Below are 18,091 nucleotides of genomic sequence, written 5' to 3'. Positions count from 1 at the left end.
ACAAAATGACCGATGATAGACAAGATTAAAGAACATATTGAAGAAGCTAAAGCTTTCAACACCAAAAACAAAGAAGCTTTAGAGCATTTTCGTATCAAATATTTGGGCAGTAAAGGTTTGCTGAAAGAACTTTTTACTGAGTTCAAAAACATTCCAAACGACCAGAAAAAAGACTTCGGGCAAGTTATCAATACATTGAAAACCGTAGCTGAAGAAAAAGTAAAAACCATACAGGAAGAACTGGAAAGCAAAGAAGAAGTAAAAGGTTTCTATGGCGATTTATCTCGTCCTGCTGAACCTATTGTAATTGGTTCCCGTCATCCTATATCCTTAGTAAAAAATCAAATCATTGATATTTTCTCAACTATTGGATTCAATGTTTCTGAAGGTCCGGAAATTGAAGACGACTGGCACAATTTTACGGCGCTGAACTTACCGGAATATCATCCGGCTAGAGATATGCAAGATACTTTTTTCATTCAAACTAATCCGGATGTGTTGCTGAGAACGCATACTTCATCTGTTCAGGTTCGTTATATGGAAAACAACAAACCGCCAATCCGTACTATTTCACCGGGAAGAGTTTTCAGAAATGAAGCAGTTTCTTCGCGTTCCCATTGTATTTTCCATCAGGTGGAAGGTTTGTATATTGACAAAGATGTTTCGTTTGCCGATTTAAAGCAGACGCTTTTATATTTCACTAAAGAAATGTTTGGTAAATCAAAAATCCGTTTGAGACCAAGTTATTTTCCGTTTACTGAGCCAAGTGCTGAGGTTGACATTTATTGGGGTTTAAAAACCGAAACTGATTATCGTATCACCAAAGGAACAGGCTGGTTAGAAATTATGGGTTGCGGAATGGTTGACCCAAATGTTCTGAAAAACTGTGGTATCAATCCGGATGAATACAACGGATTTGCCTTTGGAATGGGAATTGAGCGTATTGCCATGTTGTTATACCAAATTGGCGATATTAGAATGTTCTATGAAAATGATGTACGCTTCCTAGAGCAATTCAAATCGAGTATATAAACAAAAGCCTAGCCCCGATTGCAGTGGAAATCCTTTTGTGGAGTGCAACGGAGCAAAAGATTGCAACGTAAAGCGGGAAATAGCTCCTAAAAATTTTAATCGTTTAAGTTTGAAATCAGACATCAACATCCCAGAAGTAGAAAACGTATTCTTCGCCGCCGTACAGGAATGGAGCGATGACTTTATGGATAAAATTTGGAATGTTTATTTGGTTAACGATTCTGACTTCGATTTAGACAGCGTAATGGTCGTTTCTAAAGCTTTTGGCACTCTTGATGGCGAAATGAAGAAAACGTCGCTCTTACGTCACGCATTCGTTCAAGTTCCTGCTGTATCCGTTGTGAAAATCGAAATGATTGAACAAAGTGTATTGAAACTGAATAACGAGTTTATGGTTACGTATTTTATTGGCAACACACTTTACGATAAAAAATTCACCTTTAGTGCACAGAGTATAACTCCGGATTATGTAGAAGAAGTGCCTATTTTGTTTGTAGATGGAGTAATTGTGAGGTAAGTTAATCCAACTTCTCTGTTAGTTTTTTAAACACGGCTTTCGCTTCTTTTCCTTCATACAAAATCTGATAAACCGCATCAATAATTGGCGTTTGGGCTTTGTATTCCTGATTTAGTTTATAAGCACTTTTAACGGCATAATACCCTTCGGCAACCATTGACATTTCCATCATAGCTGATTTAACAGTGTAGCCTTTTCCAATCATGTTTCCGAACATCCTGTTACGGGAAAAGACTGAATAACCAGTTACCAATAAATCCCCCAAATAAGCAGAATCATTGATATTTCGTTTCATCTTATGCACTTTTTTGATGAATTTTTTCATCTCGCGAATTGAATTACTCATTATCACCGACTGAAAGTTATCACCATAGCCTAATCCATGTGCAATTCCGGCGGCAATAGCATAAATATTTTTCAGCATCGCAGCATATTCTGTTCCGATGATATCGTCTGAAATTTTTGTTTTAATATAATTACTGGAAAGAATATTAGCCACAACTTTAGCTTTATCCGAATCGCCACAAGCAATAGTCAAATAAGAAAGACGTTCCAGCGCCACTTCTTCAGCGTGACACGGGCCGGTAATCACTCCAATATTTTCAAAAGGAATATCATATTTTTTATTGAAATGTTCTCCAACTATCAGGAATGTTTCAGGTACAATTCCTTTGATGGCTGAAAAAATAACTTTGTCCTTCAAACTCACAGTTAACTTTTCCAATTCGGCATTTAAAAACGCTGAAGGAATAGCAAAAATGATATAATCAGCATAAGCCACGGCTTCATTTATATCCGAAGTTAATCTAAGTTTTTTGGTGTCAAATTCAACGGAACTTAAATAATTTGGATTGTGTTTTTGGGTTTTTATATGGTCAATTGCCGATTGATTTCGCATGTACCAGGCAATTTCGTCAAGATTAACACATAACATTTTTGCAATGGCTGTAGCCCAACTTCCGCCACCAATTACTGCAAATTTTGGAGATTTATTCATGAAGATAAACATTTATATCAATCAAAAATACTCATTTTAAAATGATATTTTTAGAAAAAAAACTACTTCTTATAAAATGCACTACTATCAATATACTCCCAAACTTTTTGAGGTAACATAGGCGCAACATTCTTTTTATTTTTGATGCTTTCTCGGATAAAAGTTGATGAAAGCTCAATTACCGGTGCACCAATACGATGAATTTTTGCATGATTTATAAACTGCTCATCAATCTCGCCAGAGTTTAATCTTGGATATACATAAATATGATGATTTTCAAGAATTACCTCGTAGTTTTTCCATTTATGAAGCGAATTCAGATTGTCCTCGCCCATGATTAAGGCAAACCGATGCTTTGGATATTTTTCTTCCAAATGCGCCAGCGTATTTACGGTATAACTAGGCTGTGGTAATTTGAATTCAATATCCGAAGGTTTGATTTTAGTGAAATCCTCTGTCGCCAAAGTCACCATGTGCAAACGCTGGTAATCATCGAGCAAAGTAGTCTTTTGTTTGTGCGGATTGTGTGGCGTAACGACCATCCAAATCTGATCTAAATCGGAATATTCTGCCATGTGATTTGCAATAATCATATGCCCAATGTGGATTGGGTTAAAGGTGCCGAAATAGAGTCCGATTTTCATTATTTTATAAACTCTTTTACCAATTTGTATGCTTCTGCTTTAGCAACATCCAAATCATAATTCTTGATAATCATGTCAAACTGTGGTGCAGTCGCCAGTTCAACATGAGCTTTTGCGATACGCATATTTATTTTGTCTTCGCTTTCTGTGGAACGTTCTTTTAATCGGCGTTTAAGTTCGTCGACACTTGGTGGTTTTACAAAAACAGCTAACGTTTCTTCCGGAAATTTATGCTTGATTCGCAATCCGCCGGAAACATCAATATCAAAAATCACGTTTTTGCCTTTGGCCCAAATACGCTCAACTTCACTTTTCAATGTCCCGTAAAAATTATCGCGATACACTTCTTCCCATTCGATAAAATCATCCGCTTTGATGTGTTTTTTGAAGTCGGCAATCGACATAAAGTAATAATCTTTACCATTCACTTCTTCGCCACGAAGTTCTCGTGTTGCCGCCGAAATAGAGAACTCGAGATTCAGTTCAGGTTGTGCTAATAAATGTCTTACTATAGTTGTTTTCCCTGAACCTGATGGCGCTGAGAACACTAATAATTTTCCTTTGTTCATTTAAGCTGAATTTATTTACTGCGTCAGTCGCTACCCTAGTGTTAGTGTTTTTTTAACTTTTAGCCACAGATTCACGGATTAAAAAACCCTCATAATCTTTGAATCTGTGGCTAAAAATTATAATACGTTTAATACCTGTTCCTTAATTTTCTCCAATTCGTCTTTCATCATAACGACCAGTTTTTGCATTTCGGTATGATTGGATTTGGAGCCCATGGTGTTTATTTCTCTCCCCATTTCCTGTGTGATGAAACCCAATTTTCTTCCGTTGGCTTCTGTTCCTGCAATGGTTTCGATGAAATAGTTTAAGTGGTTTTCCAAACGTACTTTCTCTTCCGTGATGTCGTATTTCTCTAAGTAAAAAATTAGTTCTTGTTCAAAACGATTTTCATCTACGTTTTCCTTTAATTCATCTAAAGCGGTGCGCAATCTGGTTTTTACGGTTTCAACTCTTTCTGCATCATACGCTACAGCATTATTCATTAAGGTCATGATATTGGCAATACGATGCAAAAATTCTTTTTCCAATGAGATGCCTTCATCTTTTCTGAATTGGGCAATATTTTCTATTGCTTCATCAATCACCGTTTGGATTTTCTTCCACTCGGTTTCATCAATTTCATCACGCTCTGTTTTTAGTGCATCGGGCATTCTGACTGCCATTTTCATCAACTCAGTTTCATCCGCATTGGGAATGACTGCTTTCATTTGATTGATGTAACCTATGATAATTGGCACATTAATTTTTGATGAAGTCTCTTCGCCTGTTGCTTCGATGTACAATGAAAAATCTATTTTTCCACGCTCCAATCGCGTCGAAAGCTGATTGCGCAAACCCAATTCCATTTCTCTGAAAACTGATGGCATTCTGGTATTTAAATCTAAACCTTTAGAGTTTAGTGATTTTATTTCGACAGTAATTTTTTTGGTTGGTAATTGCAATGTTGCTTTTCCAAAACCGGTCATTGATTGTATCATTAGTGTATTTTAATAGACTTCAAATATATGAAAAAGTGTTCAGTGTTCAGTGATTAGTATTCCGTTCAAAATCGCTATTCTGCCAACTGATTCCTATTTACTAATTGCTTTTTTTTGAGTTACCAAATAAACTCCAGAAAATATCAAAACAGCCGACACCATTTTAACCAATGTCAGTTCATCTTTTCCTAAGCTGATGGCAAAAACAGTGGCAAAAAGTGGTTGCAAATAAATAAAAACAGCGACCGTTGTTGGCTTTAATTCCCGCATGGAAATTAGATTAAATAAATACGTAAAAAAAGTCGTGAAGAGCACTACAAATCCAATCTCCCATAGAATGTGAGTCGGAATTGTCACCCATGGTATTTCCTGATATTCGTTCCATCCAAAAGGCAAAACCATCAAAAAGCCAATAGTATAAATCCATTTTACAAAAGTAAAGGCGTTGTATTTATCCATTAGTTTTTTAACAACAATCAAATAAAAAGCATAGGAAACTGCGTTGATAAAAACCAAAAAATTCCCCAACGAAGCATTAGTTGCGTTGCCTATAGATTTTCCATATAGAATTAAAAAAACGGTGCCAAGAAGTCCAAGGAAAATTCCAAAAATTTTTCGAATTTTTATTTTTTCATTGATAATAATAGCAGAAAGAATCATCACAATTATTGGAGCTGTAACCATAATCACTGCTGCCGAAATAGGTGTGGTAAAACTTAACCCTTTAAAGAAAGTCAGCATGTTCAAAGCCACGCCAAAAAAAGCAGCGGCAACTATTCGAGGCAAATCCTGAAGTTGAATTTTTTCTTTTGGACCAAAAAAGGAAATGAACCAAAACAAAATAGTTGTGCCAAAAACGCGCAATATAATAAACCCGTATGGTTTGACGTACATTGGCATCACGTCTTTAGCAATAGTAAACGAAACACCATAAATCAGGGACACCATCATTGCGGCAATCAGTGCCCAAGTTCTTTTTGACATTATGATAATGCTTTTATAACTTCAATGATATTTTTCTGCCCGTTACCAATATATATTTTGTCATCGATGATAAAAACAGGGCGACTTAAAAAAGTATAATGTTCTAAAATATACTTTTTGAAATCAGCTTCGGTCAACGCTTTATTTTTCAAATCCATTGCTTTATAAAGCTGTGCTTTTTTGCTAAATAACGCTTCATAGCTTCCGGAAAGTGAATGCATTTCCTCTAGTTCTTTCTCTGTAATTGGGTTTTGTCGAATGTCGTGAAATTCCAATTTATCAGGATTTGGCAATGACTTAATGATTTTTCTGCACGTATCGCAAGAGGCTAAATAGTAAATTTTATTCGTCATGAAATTTCTTTTTACAAAGGAAAATCATTTGAAACTTATAATCTGTATTTTTGATAAAAATTTGAAAATATGGACGCAATATTTAAAATATGGGAAACCAACAGAAGGCTTTATCTTAAACTTATAGATAGCTATTCGTTGGAACAATTGAATAAAATCCCGGAAGGTTTTAGTAATAATTTAGCTTGGAATTTAGGTCATATTATCGTGGCGCAACAAGGTTTGGTTTATCGTCTTTCGGGATTGCCTACTTATGTTTCGGATGAAATGACAAATACCTATAAAAATGGTTCCAAACCAACAGGAACAACAACACAAGCTGAAATTGATGAATTAAAAGAACTTCTTTTTTCACTTATCGAAAAGACAAAAGAAGATTATACCAACGGCAAATTTGTCGCCTATAATGAATATACAACCGGAACCGGATTTCATTTGGCAACGACCATAGAAGCCATGAATTTTAATAATTATCACGAGGCTTTGCACATGGGTTTTATGATGAATATTAGAAAGTTTATATAACGTTAAACTCACTCCAGCATCCAAAAAATTAAAATATCTTTGCCAAAAATTTAGAACAAATATTTACCAAATGAAATTCAATACTAAAGTTATACATGGTGGCCAACATCATGAAAAAGTTACCGGAGCCGTAATGCCGCCCGTATTTCAAACCTCAACATACGCACAGACTTCGCCGGGAAAACCTGTTGGAGATTACGAATATTCAAGAGCTGCAAATCCAACACGTCAGGCTTTGGAAGATGCTTTGGCTTCGATAGAAAATGGCACTCGCGGATTAGCCTTTTCTTCAGGATTAGCGGCAACAGATTGTTTGTTGCGATTGTTCAAAGCTGGTGACGAGATCATTGCAATGGACGATTTATATGGTGGAACTTATAGAATGTTTACTCGTATTTACAAAGACAGCGGTCTTAAATTCCACTTTGTGGATATGAATGATATTGCCAAATTTCATTCGCTAATCAATGAAAACACGAAGTTAGTTTGGGTAGAAACGCCAACCAATCCGTTGATGAAATTAGCCGACATTCAGGAAATTGCTAAAATTACCAAAGAAAAAAATATTCTTTTTGCTGTTGACAATACTTTTGCTACACCTTATTTACAAAAACCTTTGGATTTAGGTGCCGATGTAGTCATGCATTCGGCTACCAAATATCTTGGAGGTCATTCAGATGTTATTGCCGGAGCTTTAATTATAAAAGACAAAGCGTTGGGCGATGAGTTACATTTCAAACAATTCGCAACTGGCGCAACATTAGGACCGATGGATAGCTTCTTAGTTTTACGCGGAATCAAAACATTACATTTACGAGTACAACGTCATTGTGAAAATGGTGAAAAAGTAGCCGCTTTTTTAAGCAACCATCCCGAAGTGGAAACGGTTTATTATCCTGGATTGCCGAGTCATCCTTTTCATAATGTTGCCAAAAAACAAATGAGTGGTTTTGGCGGAATGGTTTCGTTCACCTTTAAATCAGGTAAAAAAGAAGATGCCGTTGCTTTCCTTGAAAAACTGAAAGTCTTCACTTTGGCAGAATCGCTTGGTGGCGTTGAGAGTTTGGCGAATCATCCGGCTTTGATGACACATGCTTCGATTCCGGAAGACAAGCGAAAAGAAGTTGGAATTACTGATGATTTAGTTCGGTTAAGTACTGGTGTTGAAGATATCGACGATTTATTAGCCGATATTGAACAGGCATTTAGGTAGTAAATCAATTTTATAATACAAGCCAGAGTAATTTAGTTTCTCTGGCTTTTTTTGTGAATTTTTCTGAAATACGGTTAAATTATTTTATAAGAAAAATTATATTTATTTTAATTTTTTATGTATTTAGTCGATTATTATAAGTGTTTTGACGGTTTTTTGATTTTATTTAAATACGTTTATCTTGTATAATTAAATATTCTTACCCTATGAAAACAATTACCCCAAAAGATGCTTTCAAACTGTTCTTATTTTTGCTCATATTATTTAGTGCAAAAGCTATTTCTCACCCAAGACTGCCAAACGACAGTGGTGGCCCTGATGAGTGCAGATCAAAAATTGCTTATGCAAAAAAAGAAACAAACACCTCAACCACTTTTAGTGCTTGTTCTAGATCTTCTAAAGAAATTGTTATGAAATCTAAGAACAGTATTCGCTTTAAAAAATAATAATGCTGTTAGAATAAGTCTAAAAGTTAGTATTAGTAAATAAAATAGCCTATTCAAATCAATGAATAGGCTATTTTATTTACTTTATGTTTACTTAGAAACCGTAATTCACTCCAACTCCAATAACTTCTCTTGTTTGGAATCCGGCAAAAGCGTTGTCGTCGTAAATTGTTTGAAAAGAAAAGTTAGTTGACAAATATTTATTGACTTTCATTACAATATTCAACGTATAATCAATGTCTACATTTTGACCATCTTCTAAATAGTTAGTGTATAAATTTAGGATATTCTCCGCAGTTACATTTTCCATCAAATTGAATTTATAATATCCATTAACAGCAGCACCAAATTCATAGCGCGAACTTTCGCCTTGTTTCACTCCAAAAGCTGGTCCAAATTCTGTAAAATGCTTGTGAACTATAATTAATTTTGAAGTTGCCGGAGCCACATTTATCTTCAAATTATCACTTTTTTTCCAAAGCATACCAGGTCCAAATTGGAAGTAAGCAGGCGAAAAGAAATGCGATATTTTAATCGTGTTATCCGCAGGATCGAATCCTGAATCAAATTGGGTTTTAAAGTTAAAAAAAGCAGAATAATACCATTCTCCTGAAGCTTTCTTTCCAAGAAGCGAATTAAATTCTACTCTATCATCCGTTTTTTGAAGCGGCTGTCCTTGAAGTTTAGTTAATCCGTAGTTAGCAAATAGTTTGTTATCCCATGTCCAGGAATTGCTTTTATAATTGAAATCGTATTTCACTCCGGCATTTCCAGAAATACTACTTTGTCCACCAGCTAACCAGTTGTTAAAATTGGCTTGATTAAGTAAGAAAGTAAACATCCCTTTTTTCTCCCAGCCTGCAGGTTTTTCATCCTTTATTTTAGCTATAGCTTCTTCTGTTTTCTTTAATAATTCTTTTTCGCTAACTTGAGAAAAGGCAGTATTCATAAAAAAAATCAATGTACTTCCTAGTAAAATTTTTTTCATTTTTTTAATTTTAAAATTTTAAGGCGCAAAGATACAAATCCATTTGGCTAATCCAAATCTTGTAAAAATCTATACTATTTCCCTTTTTTGAACAACGGAACAGCTGAACAAGCTTCTCCATACATGATGCTCTTGGCGAATGGTTGTAATTTTTGGATTGCCATGATATAAGCACTTTCGGGAACAGGTTTTTTAGAACAACCTTTTAAAATAACTGGCTTATCTTGGTATTTTGAATAATCTAATGTTGGGAGGACTTCCTGGTAAAGTGAAGTTTCTAAATCGGACAAATTGCCCATAACCACTTTTTTGGCAAAAGGAGTAAGATAAACAGTAACTAAAATACTCGCCCAAGCAGGTATAATAGCATTCGTTGAACAATTAATAGCTATATACTGATTTTCATATTGTTTCCAGTCGTGATTTTTTAACGCTTCTCGAAAGTCTTTTTCTTTCAATAAAAAATCTTCAAAAAGCCATTGCGAAATATCAATTTGAGTTCGAATTCCGATTGGATAATAATCTTCCAAATCGAATACTTCAAGTATGGAGTTGGCAACTTTGTTGATGATTTTGTCCATTTTATTAGTGTTCAGTTTTAGTATTCAGTTAAGCTGAAAATCTTCCAATTGAATACTAATATTAAAGCATTCCTAATTCCAATTTAGCTTCTTCGCTCATTAAATCTTTGCTCCAAGGCGGATCAAAAGTGATTTCTACTTCACATGATTTAACAGTCTCTATTTTTTTAATTTTTTCTTCTACTTCAAGAGGTAATGTTTCGGCTACTGGGCAATTTGGGGAAGTCAATGTCATCAGTACTTTTACTTCATTTTCTTCATTAATCATTACATCGTAGATTAATCCTAATTCATAAATATCAACAGGAATTTCTGGGTCGTAAATACCTTTCAGGGTTTTCACCACGTTTTCTCCTAAATTGATATCGTCTTTAAATTCTTCCATATCTTTTAATTTTTTGCATTGAATGCCAATGCATACATTTTTATTTTTTTTATCATCGAAACCAAACCGTTGGCACGCGTTGGCGATAAGTGTTCTTTTAGCCCTATTTCATCAATAAAATCAGTGTTGGCTTCCAAAATATCTGCTGCTTTTTGATTGGAAAAAGCTCGTATTAAAATCGCTATAATTCCTTTAGTCAGAATAGCATCACTATCGGCAGTGAAAACTATTTTGTCTCCATTTTGCTCTCCATGAACCCAAACTTTCGACTGACAGCCTTTGATAATGTTATCTTCGGTCTTGTATTGTTCATCAATCAGAGGAAGTGATTTCCCTAAATCGATGATGTATTCGTAGCGTTGCATCCAATCGTCAAACATTGAAAACTCGTCAACGATTTCCTCTTGTATTTCTTTTATTGTCATTCTTTTGCTTTGCCAAATGAAACTATTTTGTTGACTAATTTTTCAATTTCTGCAGGTGGAAATCCGTGATCAAAATCAGTTGTTTCATAATTTTTATCTTGATAACGTATTTTAAGATTGGCGATTGCGGCACCATCATAAAATCTTTTCTGAGTTGGGTCTTTTAATGTTGGCACTTTTCCCAAATCTATTTTTTCAAAATAACTAATTATTTCTTTCCAATCTTTATCTGAAATGGCTATTTCTTCAGGAAATTTTTCGCTATTTCTATCTCTTGAAATGGTCGCTTTTTGATTAATAACAACAATTTTTTGGAAAAATCCTCGTGTTGTTGCTGTGTATTGTAGTGTTGTATTGGAAATGTCGTTTTGGGCTTCGTTGCTGCAACCTTTAGCAAGGAAGACAGTCAGTAAAATCATGGTAATTGCTTTCATATTTTTATGTTTTTAAGATAACATCATTTGTGCTTTTTTCAATGCATCAATCATCAAATCTATTTCTTCTTTGGTATTATAAAAAGCGAAACTTGCTCTTATTGTTCCCGGAATTTTATAAAAATCCATAATTGGTTGAGCACAATGATGTCCGGTTCGGACTGCGATTCCCAATTTATCTATAATCGTGCCAACATCATAAGGGTGAATTCCTTTGAGGTTAAACGAAATTACAGATGCTTTTTTATTCAAATCTTTTGGACCATAAATCTCAACGCCTTCTATTTCTAATACTCTTTTTGTTCCATATTCCAACAATTCTTTTTCATAAGAAGCAATGTTGTCAAAACCAACTTCATTCATATAATCAATTGCGGTTCCAAAGGCAATTCCACCACAAATATTTGGCGTTCCTGCTTCAAATTTATGAGGCAAATCGGCATAGGTTGTTTTTTCAAAAGTCACAGTGGCAATCATTTCACCTCCGCCTTTGTAAGGTGGCAGTTTTCTGAGCCATTCTTCTTTTCCGTATAACATTCCAACGCCTGTTGGACCACACATTTTGTGAGCTGAAGTTACATAAAAATCTACATTCAATGCTTGTACATCAGGTTTTAAATGCGGACAAGCTTGTGCACCATCAATCAAAACTGCGGCTCCGATTTGGTGCGCTTTTTCTATTATAAACTCAATTGGATTGATAGTTCCCAAACCATTTGAAATATGGTTGCAAACTACTAATTTGGTTTTATCGGAAAGTAATTTTTCGTATTCATCCATCAACAATTCGCCATCATAATTCATCGGAATGACTAATAGCTTTGCGCCAGTATGTTCGCACAACATCTGCCAAGGCACAATATTACTGTGATGTTCTAATGCAGAAACAATAATTTCGTCATCCTTTTTTAACAAGGATGCAAAACCATTGGCAACCAAATTTATACTTTCGGTGGTACCCGAAGTAAAGATGATTTCATAATTGTGTTTGGCATTAAAATGTGTTTGTATTTTATTTCGGGCTTGCTCATAAGCATCTGTTGCTAGTTGGCTAAGCGTATGAACGCCACGGTGAATATTGGCGTTGTAACTCGAATAATAATCAACTATCGCATCAATCACAACTTGTGGTTTTTGAGAAGTCGCACCATTATCAAAATAGACCAGCGGTTTGCCGTTTATTTGTTGAGAAAGTATCGGGAAATCGACTCTGATTTTATTTATATCTAACATTTCTTTATTTAGAAAAATTCTAAATACAAAAGTAGCTAATTAAGCGCTTTTGAACACTATATTTTTTTACTTTTACTTATCTACGTATAATCCAAATTGATGATGAAAAAAACTCTCAAAGTTCTTGCTGTTTTATTGCTAATTGTTCTTGTATATTTACGCATTGCTATTTATCCCCAACTCGATTTAATTTCAGGATTTTCAGCTAAAAGTGTGGCTTCCGGACACTTTATTGATGGGCGAAGTTTGGAAACTATTCAGCAAGGTGATAACGACATTCCGAAAGTAGATTGGGCCACAAATGAAATTAGTGATACCAAGAAATTTGTAACGGCATCGGTTCACGGATTAAAAGAACGCAAAGCGATTTATCGTGAAGGTTTGGGCGCTACTTTAATTGATGATGATTTTGATGTTACAAAGCCATACGAAGTTCCGAAAAGAACCGAATTAAAAAACAATTTGCCTTATCCTTATGGCAACAATAATCCGCAAGATTCTGTTTTTGCCAACATTGATTACTACAAATTACAAAAAGCGGTTGAAGATGCTTTTGACAAAGAAGGCGAAAAAAACAAACGCACGCGCTCTGTAGTTGTGCTTTATAAAGACCATTTAATTGCCGAAAAATATGCGCCTGGCTTTAGAGCAACTTCTAAAATTTTAGGGTGGTCAATGACCAAAAGTTTGACTGCTACTTATTTTGGAATACTGCAAAAACAAGGTAAAATTGACATCATAAAACCAGCTCCGATTAGTGAATGGAAAAATGATGAACGCTCCAAAATCACTATCAATGATTTATTGCATATGAACTCAGGTTTGGAATGGGAAGAAGATTACGGCAAAATTTCGGATGTGACCAGAATGCTCTTTCAAGCTGAAGATATGACTAATTCTCAAATAGAAAAATCGGCTAAATTCAAACCAAATTCGCATTGGAATTACTCATCAGGAACTACAAATTTGTTGTCCGGAATCTTGCGAAAACAATTCAAAACACATCAGGAATATTTAGATTTTTGGTATAGCAGCTTATTAGATAAAATCGGAATGAACTCGGCTTTGGTTGAAACCGATATGGCTGGAAACTTTGTCGGTTCGTCTTATGGTTGGGCAACAACTAGAGATTGGGCAAAATTTGGTTTGCTTTATTTGCATAAAGGAAATTGGAATGGCGAACAGCTATTTGAAGAAAATTGGGCGAAATACGTAGCCACACCAACCAATACTTCAAACGGAAGGTATGGTGCTCAATTTTGGCTTAATGCTGGTGGTTACTTCCCAAATGTTCCTCGTGATATGTTTTATTGTAGTGGCTTCCAAGGGCAAATGGTAGCTATTTTTCCTTCGCTGGATTTAGTAATTGTCCGAATGGGTTTAACTGAAGAACCAGAATTTGATTTTAATAGGTTTTTGAGAGATGTTGTATCGAGTTTGAAGAAATAATTAAAATTTTTCTCCTGCACCACCACCGCTAAATCCACCACCACCAAAAGGCATTTTGCTTTGAGACTCCATTAGTTTTAAATCAACTTGAGTGGCCACAACTATTCCTTCAAGATTTGTCATAAAATCTGTTTTTGTGCCTTTTGCTGGTTTAAAAGTCAATCCTGTTCCTTTATCTTTTAACTTTCTGATTGCAAGATAAGTCGTTACAAAAAGTAAAGTGCCGCCTATTAGAAGCGCCACTTCAATCGGCAAAATTTGATAATAAAAACGAATGGTGTAGACAGAAAAACCAAACGTTAGAAATCCGATAATTAGCATCAATCTGTCTTTTGTATAAAGCGAATAAACAATATAAAAAACGGGCACTAAAAAAGTAAATCCATAAAACAAAAAAGCAAGTGGAATATCTTCACCTTTAGTAATAGTTAATCCTAATAAAGATTCAGATAGCTCACGAACCACTAAATAATTCATCGATAAATATCCCAATAACAAACTAAACCCTTGTAGTAACATAATGGGATTAGTATAATATTTGAACCTAGTCATTTTACTAATCTTAGCATAAATAAAATAAAGGCTTGTCGCCAAAAGTAAAAGAATAAATGGCAAAAACGAAGAGGCTAAGATCTTTAATTCTAAAACAGCATAACAAACTGCGCCTGTTATTCCTATCAAACTTAGTAGAATTGATAAAGTATGTACATAACGAATACAAGCAACTAATCCGATAAAAGCTAAAGCGATAAAAGCGGCTAATGGACTTTCAAAAGCAACACCAAATGTGGCGCAAAAAAACCCTTGGAAACCCAAAATAAAAGCATCATCCAAACCATAACCAAACTGACGTTGTTCTTTTGCTAAAAACTCACTGGCTCCTATTCCTAATAAAGTATAAATAAACAATATGATACCCAAATGAGAAGCTGTCAAACTGATTGTAACTAATGCTATTACAGCTGTTAAGGAAGAAAATAAGAAACTACCTAAAATAAAAAACCCAATCCGAATCAACAAATTTTCATTACTTGTCAAGACTAGTAACTGTTTTTTTATTTCGCTCAATTGTTCTTTCGAAACAAAACCTTGGCTATTTAATTTTTTGGCTTCGGCAAATAAAAAAGTGTTGTCCAGTAATTCTTTATTAAAAACAATCATGATTTCTCATTATTAAAGTGCTTAATCAACCTTATAAAACCGAATATTGATCCTATGAAATAAACTGGCGTTAGAATAGTAAGTAACTGCCAAAAATCTGAAAAATCTATAAAATCTATCAGTTTGAAAAGAATTATATTAAATCCGATATAGCCATATAGTACGGTAAAAACAAACAGAAAAATAGAGCCAATCACATAACTTATTTTATAAAAATAATAAAGTGTTGCAGCAAGTAAGAAGACAAAAATATACCAATACGTTTCGAACAATGCTGCTATTGAGCAAATGCCTATCAAATGCAATGCAAAAGTCAGAAATAGCAAGTGAAAGTGCTTTTTTAAAGAAATTCTCTCTGAATATTCAGCCCAAAGAAGCAAAAAACCACCTAATGCGATGCCATAATATATAAGCGATGGATTGTTGTAAATCTCATTTTCAAGTAACGCTTTGGGCGTGATGCTTATTCCGATAAAAGTGGCCAAACCCGTTATTCCTATTGAAAGTGCACTTTTATTATCGAAATAATAGGCACAGAAGAATCCAACTAAACTGCACACTAAACTAGACAATCCATAGCCAAAAACCTGATATTGATATTGTAAATAGCCAATAAAAACACAGCTCAAAATCGTACACAACAACACTATATAATCATAAACGGGATTATCGAACAAGACCTCATCTTTAGAAAATCCTTTTGCTTTTTTAAAACTAAAATAAAATCCAATGCCAATTAACAACAATAGCAAACACAAAACAGCTACATGGCCTATACTGTCAATGTTCTTATAAACAAGAGTGCCAATTCCCGATGTAAATAATAAAACTCCCAAATAAAGCAAAAAACGAAGCTCATTATGAAGCGAAAAGATACCCAAAGCATCATATTGCTTTATAGATTTCATTTGAGCATCAGTAAGTAATTCCCTGGTCAGTAACGTTTCTGTAAATTCATTAATTTCTTTTCCCATATTGCTATATGATTGTAATCAAATATACTTAAATATTTAACATTGATATAAAGTGAATCCTTACGTTGAGAAGTTTTTATATATTTGGCTACAATTACAAAAAATCTTACTTATGAAAAAGAATACTTTTAAAATCCTAATCTTACTGGTTCTATCTGCATTTTGTTTATCATCCTGTAGCAGTGATGATGCGGCTGAATCAAACGGGACAACAACTGGAGATTACTTTCCGATGGCGGTAAACAACAAGTGGCAGTATACCAATGGCACCGATGCAACCGAAATGAACCTAATAGGAACTACTGCTTTTGGTGGAAATACTTATTATGAATTCACAGATACAAGCAGTGAAACAAACGTTCAAGCCTGGATGAATAAAAGAGGTGCATCTTATTATCAGAAATCGGCACCTTACACAGAAACGCAAGGTTCACTTACAATTACGATTGCTGGATTTGAAATTAAGATATTCCAGGATGATCTTCAGGTTGGTGAAACCTGGACAGGTTCAGCTAAACCAAAAGTAACTTATACAGGCTCTAGTTCAGGAAGTACTTCTGCAAATATTAGTTATGTAGGAAATATTACGGCAAGAGATGTAAGTGTCACATTAGGCGGTATAACGTATAATAATGTTATAAAAATGCAAATGACTCTTACTGAAACTGTAAATTCACAAACTGTAACTATTTCTGGTGAAAATTGGTTTGCAAAAGATATTGGATTAATATATGATAGTACTACAATAAGCACAGATAATATAACCAAAACAAGGTATTTAACAAGCTATACACTTCATTAATATTCAATAAAAAAAGTAAAAAGGCTGTCAATTGACAGCCTTTTTTTATAAATCAAATCCTAAATTCACACCCAATTTTGTAGCTATGATTTTGGTAATTCGCTTTTTGAGTTCCGGTATTTTGATGCTTTCGATGACTTCGTTACTGAACGCATACATCAATAAGGCTTTCGCTTCTTTTTTCGGAATTCCACGTTGCTGCATGTAAAACATTGCGTTTTCGTCTAATTGCCCGATGGTGCATCCGTGGGAACATTTTACGTCATCGGCAAAAATTTCCAACTGTGGTTTGGCGTTAATTGTAGCTTTATCGCCTAATAAAATATTATTGTTTTGCTGAAAAGCATCTGTCTTTTGCGCTTCTTTTTCTACAAAAATCTTTCCGTTGAAAACTCCGGTTGAACTGTCGGCTAAAATCGTTTTGTAGTTCTGGTGACTTTCGCAGTTTGGTGTTGCATGATTTACCAAAGTGTAATGATCAACATGTTGCTTATCGCCAATGATGGTAATTCCTTTTAAAGTCGAATCAATTCTTTCGCCAAAATGGTAAAAATTCAGATTGTTTCTTGTGATGTTTCCACCAAAAGAAAAGGTATGAACTGAAACTCGGCTTTCTTGTTTTTGAGAAATATAAGTGTTGTCTATTAAGCTTGCCGATTGTAAATCGTTTTGAACTTTGTAGTAATCTACAATAGCTCGTTTTTGTGCAAAAATTTCAGTAACCGAATTAGTTAGTACCGGATTTTCATTCAACGATTGATGTCTTTCTATGATTTGAACGTGTGCATTTTCTCCAACAATTACCAGATTTCTTGGCTGAACCATCAAAGCATTTTCAACTCCAGTCGAGAAATAAATAATTTCAATAGGTTTTTCTACAACCTTACTTTTCGGGATGTTAATGTATGCTCCTTCATTTGCGAAAGCTGTATTTAGTGTAGTCAGGCTTTCATCTTTACTGGCAATTTTGTTGAAATATTCATCAATTACCATTTTGTATTTTGGCTTGTTCAATGCCGATGACATCAAGCAAACATCTAAACCATCGTGAGTAGTTGCCGATAAAAAGGAAGAGAATTTACCATCAACAAAAATGACTTTATGAGTGTCTATTTCGTGCAGAAAAAATTTCTTAACCTCTTTAAATTCTATCGCATTTTCATGTTTAGGAAACACAGAATAGTCATTTTTTAGAATAGCGTTCAGCGAAGTGTATTTCCAAGCTTCCTCTTTTTTGGTTGGGAAGCCTTTATTTTCAAAGTTTTTTATAGCCAAAGTCCGAACATCATGCAACGCATTGTTCACATCGATGCTCTCTTCGAACGCCATAAAAGACGAGATTAATTTATCTTTAAATTCCATGTTTTTTGTTGTCGGTTGTCAGTTGTCAGTTGTCGGTTA

22 protein-coding genes are annotated in these 18,091 nt (G+C 34.5%); 7 read left to right on the top strand and 15 right to left on the bottom strand.

Annotated elements, in window-relative coordinates:
- The first annotated feature begins 12 nt into the window (after positions 1-12).
- Together QWY90_RS14430 and QWY90_RS14425 are read left to right on the top strand one after the other, a co-directional pair.
- Positions 13-1,032, top strand: a complete 1,020-nt coding sequence (locus QWY90_RS14430) for a phenylalanine--tRNA ligase subunit alpha (protein ID WP_290286757.1) — start codon at positions 13-15, stop codon at positions 1,030-1,032.
- Between the two features lie 109 nt (positions 1,033-1,141).
- Positions 1,142-1,549: a hypothetical protein gene (locus QWY90_RS14425; protein WP_290286756.1), complete on the top strand. Its 408-nt coding sequence runs from the start codon at positions 1,142-1,144 to the stop codon at positions 1,547-1,549.
- Position 1,550: 1 nt separating this feature from the next.
- On the opposite strand, the gene QWY90_RS14420 is transcribed toward QWY90_RS14425, so the two are convergent.
- From QWY90_RS14420 to QWY90_RS14395, 6 genes are all read right to left on the bottom strand, one after another.
- Positions 1,551-2,546 carry an NAD(P)H-dependent glycerol-3-phosphate dehydrogenase gene (locus tag QWY90_RS14420; RefSeq protein WP_290286755.1) on the bottom strand — a complete coding sequence of 332 codons (996 nt, stop codon included), beginning with the start codon at positions 2,544-2,546 and terminating at the stop codon, positions 1,551-1,553.
- Between the two features lie 62 nt (positions 2,547-2,608).
- Positions 2,609-3,190, bottom strand: coding sequence for a nicotinate (nicotinamide) nucleotide adenylyltransferase (nadD, locus tag QWY90_RS14415; protein WP_290286754.1), 582 nt, complete (start codon positions 3,188-3,190; stop codon positions 2,609-2,611).
- Entirely contained in the window at positions 3,190-3,759 is a 570-nt protein-coding gene (gene gmk / locus QWY90_RS14410; RefSeq protein ID WP_290286752.1) for a guanylate kinase, read from the bottom strand. Before gmk ends, nadD begins: the two co-directional genes overlap by 1 nt.
- A gap of 117 nt (positions 3,760-3,876) precedes the next feature.
- Positions 3,877-4,737 (bottom strand): YicC/YloC family endoribonuclease, encoded by an 861-nt coding sequence (locus QWY90_RS14405; protein ID WP_290286751.1) that lies wholly within the window; start codon positions 4,735-4,737, stop codon positions 3,877-3,879.
- 93 nt (positions 4,738-4,830) lie between these two features.
- On the bottom strand, positions 4,831-5,721 hold the full coding sequence (locus QWY90_RS14400) for a DMT family transporter (protein WP_290286750.1): 891 nt from the start codon (positions 5,719-5,721) through the stop codon (positions 4,831-4,833).
- Complete coding sequence (locus QWY90_RS14395; protein ID WP_290286748.1) at positions 5,721-6,074, bottom strand: arsenate reductase family protein; 354 nt, start codon at positions 6,072-6,074, stop codon at positions 5,721-5,723. Before QWY90_RS14395 ends, QWY90_RS14400 begins: the two co-directional genes overlap by 1 nt.
- 69 nt (positions 6,075-6,143) lie before the next feature.
- On the opposite strand from QWY90_RS14395, the gene QWY90_RS14390 reads away from it, so the two are divergent.
- From QWY90_RS14390 to QWY90_RS14380, 3 genes are all read left to right on the top strand, one after another.
- A complete protein-coding gene (locus QWY90_RS14390; protein ID WP_290286747.1) occupies positions 6,144-6,599 on the top strand; it encodes a DinB family protein in 456 nt (151 codons plus the stop codon).
- Between the two features lie 61 nt (positions 6,600-6,660).
- On the top strand, positions 6,661-7,812 hold the full coding sequence (locus QWY90_RS14385; RefSeq protein ID WP_290286982.1) for a cystathionine gamma-synthase: 1,152 nt from the start codon (positions 6,661-6,663) through the stop codon (positions 7,810-7,812).
- Between the two features lie 206 nt (positions 7,813-8,018).
- Entirely contained in the window at positions 8,019-8,258 is a 240-nt protein-coding gene (locus QWY90_RS14380; protein ID WP_290286746.1) for a hypothetical protein, read from the top strand.
- Positions 8,259-8,352: 94 nt separating this feature from the next.
- Here the strand turns inward: QWY90_RS14380 and QWY90_RS14375 are convergent, their stop codons facing one another.
- From QWY90_RS14375 to QWY90_RS14350, 6 genes are all read right to left on the bottom strand, one after another.
- Entirely contained in the window at positions 8,353-9,246 is an 894-nt protein-coding gene (locus tag QWY90_RS14375) for a DUF3078 domain-containing protein (RefSeq protein WP_290286744.1), read from the bottom strand.
- A gap of 74 nt (positions 9,247-9,320) precedes the next feature.
- Complete coding sequence (locus tag QWY90_RS14370) at positions 9,321-9,827, bottom strand: DUF2480 family protein (protein WP_290286743.1); 507 nt, start codon at positions 9,825-9,827, stop codon at positions 9,321-9,323.
- Between the two features lie 61 nt (positions 9,828-9,888).
- Positions 9,889-10,212 (bottom strand): SUF system Fe-S cluster assembly protein, encoded by a 324-nt coding sequence (locus QWY90_RS14365; RefSeq protein WP_290286742.1) that lies wholly within the window; start codon positions 10,210-10,212, stop codon positions 9,889-9,891.
- A gap of 5 nt (positions 10,213-10,217) precedes the next feature.
- Entirely contained in the window at positions 10,218-10,637 is a 420-nt protein-coding gene (locus QWY90_RS14360; protein ID WP_290286740.1) for a SufE family protein, read from the bottom strand.
- On the bottom strand, positions 10,634-11,071 hold the full coding sequence (locus tag QWY90_RS14355; RefSeq protein WP_290286738.1) for a hypothetical protein: 438 nt from the start codon (positions 11,069-11,071) through the stop codon (positions 10,634-10,636). Before QWY90_RS14355 ends, QWY90_RS14360 begins: the two co-directional genes overlap by 4 nt.
- A gap of 12 nt (positions 11,072-11,083) precedes the next feature.
- Positions 11,084-12,304, bottom strand: a complete 1,221-nt coding sequence (locus QWY90_RS14350) for an aminotransferase class V-fold PLP-dependent enzyme (protein ID WP_290286737.1) — start codon at positions 12,302-12,304, stop codon at positions 11,084-11,086.
- A 102-nt stretch (positions 12,305-12,406) separates the two neighbouring features.
- On the opposite strand from QWY90_RS14350, the gene QWY90_RS14345 reads away from it, so the two are divergent.
- Positions 12,407-13,753 (top strand): serine hydrolase domain-containing protein, encoded by a 1,347-nt coding sequence (locus QWY90_RS14345; protein WP_290286981.1) that lies wholly within the window; start codon positions 12,407-12,409, stop codon positions 13,751-13,753.
- Here QWY90_RS14345 and QWY90_RS14340 read toward each other — a convergent pair whose 3' ends face one another.
- Both QWY90_RS14340 and QWY90_RS14335 read right to left on the bottom strand, forming a co-directional pair.
- Complete coding sequence (locus QWY90_RS14340; RefSeq protein ID WP_290286736.1) at positions 13,754-14,914, bottom strand: hypothetical protein; 1,161 nt, start codon at positions 14,912-14,914, stop codon at positions 13,754-13,756.
- Positions 14,911-15,888 carry a DUF2157 domain-containing protein gene (locus QWY90_RS14335; RefSeq protein WP_290286734.1) on the bottom strand — a complete coding sequence of 326 codons (978 nt, stop codon included), beginning with the start codon at positions 15,886-15,888 and terminating at the stop codon, positions 14,911-14,913. The genes QWY90_RS14340 and QWY90_RS14335 overlap by 4 nt, the downstream gene beginning before the upstream one ends.
- A gap of 112 nt (positions 15,889-16,000) precedes the next feature.
- Here QWY90_RS14335 and QWY90_RS14330 point away from each other — a divergent pair, with 112 nt between their 5' ends.
- Complete coding sequence (locus QWY90_RS14330; protein ID WP_290286733.1) at positions 16,001-16,690, top strand: hypothetical protein; 690 nt, start codon at positions 16,001-16,003, stop codon at positions 16,688-16,690.
- A gap of 45 nt (positions 16,691-16,735) precedes the next feature.
- Here QWY90_RS14330 and sufD read toward each other — a convergent pair whose 3' ends face one another.
- The gene (sufD, locus tag QWY90_RS14325) at positions 16,736-18,052 is read right to left on the bottom strand and encodes a Fe-S cluster assembly protein SufD (protein ID WP_290286732.1); all 1,317 of its coding nucleotides are present in this window, start codon (positions 18,050-18,052) and stop codon (positions 16,736-16,738) included.
- Positions 18,053-18,091 lie beyond the last annotated feature (39 nt).

The sequence above is a fragment of the Flavobacterium paronense genome, assembly GCF_030409795.1.
Classification (GTDB): domain Bacteria; phylum Bacteroidota; class Bacteroidia; order Flavobacteriales; family Flavobacteriaceae; genus Flavobacterium; species Flavobacterium paronense.
The sequence above is the reverse complement of the archived record's forward strand: the minus strand, read 5'-3'. Positions and strand labels throughout refer to the sequence as shown.

Coding starts and splice junctions, on each gene's coding strand:
- QWY90_RS14430 (WP_290286757.1), top strand. CDS start 13: ATGATAGACAAGATTAAAGAACATATTGAAGAAGCTAAAGCTTTCAAC.
- QWY90_RS14420 (WP_290286755.1), bottom strand. CDS start 2,546: ATGAATAAATCTCCAAAATTTGCAGTAATTGGTGGCGGAAGTTGGGCT.
- nadD (WP_290286754.1), bottom strand. CDS start 3,190: ATGAAAATCGGACTCTATTTCGGCACCTTTAACCCAATCCACATTGGG.
- gmk (WP_290286752.1), bottom strand. CDS start 3,759: ATGAACAAAGGAAAATTATTAGTGTTCTCAGCGCCATCAGGTTCAGGG.
- QWY90_RS14405 (WP_290286751.1), bottom strand. CDS start 4,737: ATGATACAATCAATGACCGGTTTTGGAAAAGCAACATTGCAATTACCA.
- QWY90_RS14400 (WP_290286750.1), bottom strand. CDS start 5,721: ATGTCAAAAAGAACTTGGGCACTGATTGCCGCAATGATGGTGTCCCTG.
- QWY90_RS14395 (WP_290286748.1), bottom strand. CDS start 6,074: ATGACGAATAAAATTTACTATTTAGCCTCTTGCGATACGTGCAGAAAA.
- QWY90_RS14390 (WP_290286747.1), top strand. CDS start 6,144: ATGGACGCAATATTTAAAATATGGGAAACCAACAGAAGGCTTTATCTT.
- QWY90_RS14380 (WP_290286746.1), top strand. CDS start 8,019: ATGAAAACAATTACCCCAAAAGATGCTTTCAAACTGTTCTTATTTTTG.
- QWY90_RS14375 (WP_290286744.1), bottom strand. CDS start 9,246: ATGAAAAAAATTTTACTAGGAAGTACATTGATTTTTTTTATGAATACT.
- QWY90_RS14370 (WP_290286743.1), bottom strand. CDS start 9,827: ATGGACAAAATCATCAACAAAGTTGCCAACTCCATACTTGAAGTATTC.
- QWY90_RS14365 (WP_290286742.1), bottom strand. CDS start 10,212: ATGGAAGAATTTAAAGACGATATCAATTTAGGAGAAAACGTGGTGAAA.
- QWY90_RS14360 (WP_290286740.1), bottom strand. CDS start 10,637: ATGACAATAAAAGAAATACAAGAGGAAATCGTTGACGAGTTTTCAATG.
- QWY90_RS14355 (WP_290286738.1), bottom strand. CDS start 11,071: ATGAAAGCAATTACCATGATTTTACTGACTGTCTTCCTTGCTAAAGGT.
- QWY90_RS14350 (WP_290286737.1), bottom strand. CDS start 12,304: ATGTTAGATATAAATAAAATCAGAGTCGATTTCCCGATACTTTCTCAA.
- QWY90_RS14345 (WP_290286981.1), top strand. CDS start 12,407: ATGAAAAAAACTCTCAAAGTTCTTGCTGTTTTATTGCTAATTGTTCTT.
- QWY90_RS14340 (WP_290286736.1), bottom strand. CDS start 14,914: ATGATTGTTTTTAATAAAGAATTACTGGACAACACTTTTTTATTTGCC.
- QWY90_RS14335 (WP_290286734.1), bottom strand. CDS start 15,888: ATGGGAAAAGAAATTAATGAATTTACAGAAACGTTACTGACCAGGGAA.
- QWY90_RS14330 (WP_290286733.1), top strand. CDS start 16,001: ATGAAAAAGAATACTTTTAAAATCCTAATCTTACTGGTTCTATCTGCA.
- sufD (WP_290286732.1), bottom strand. CDS start 18,052: ATGGAATTTAAAGATAAATTAATCTCGTCTTTTATGGCGTTCGAAGAG.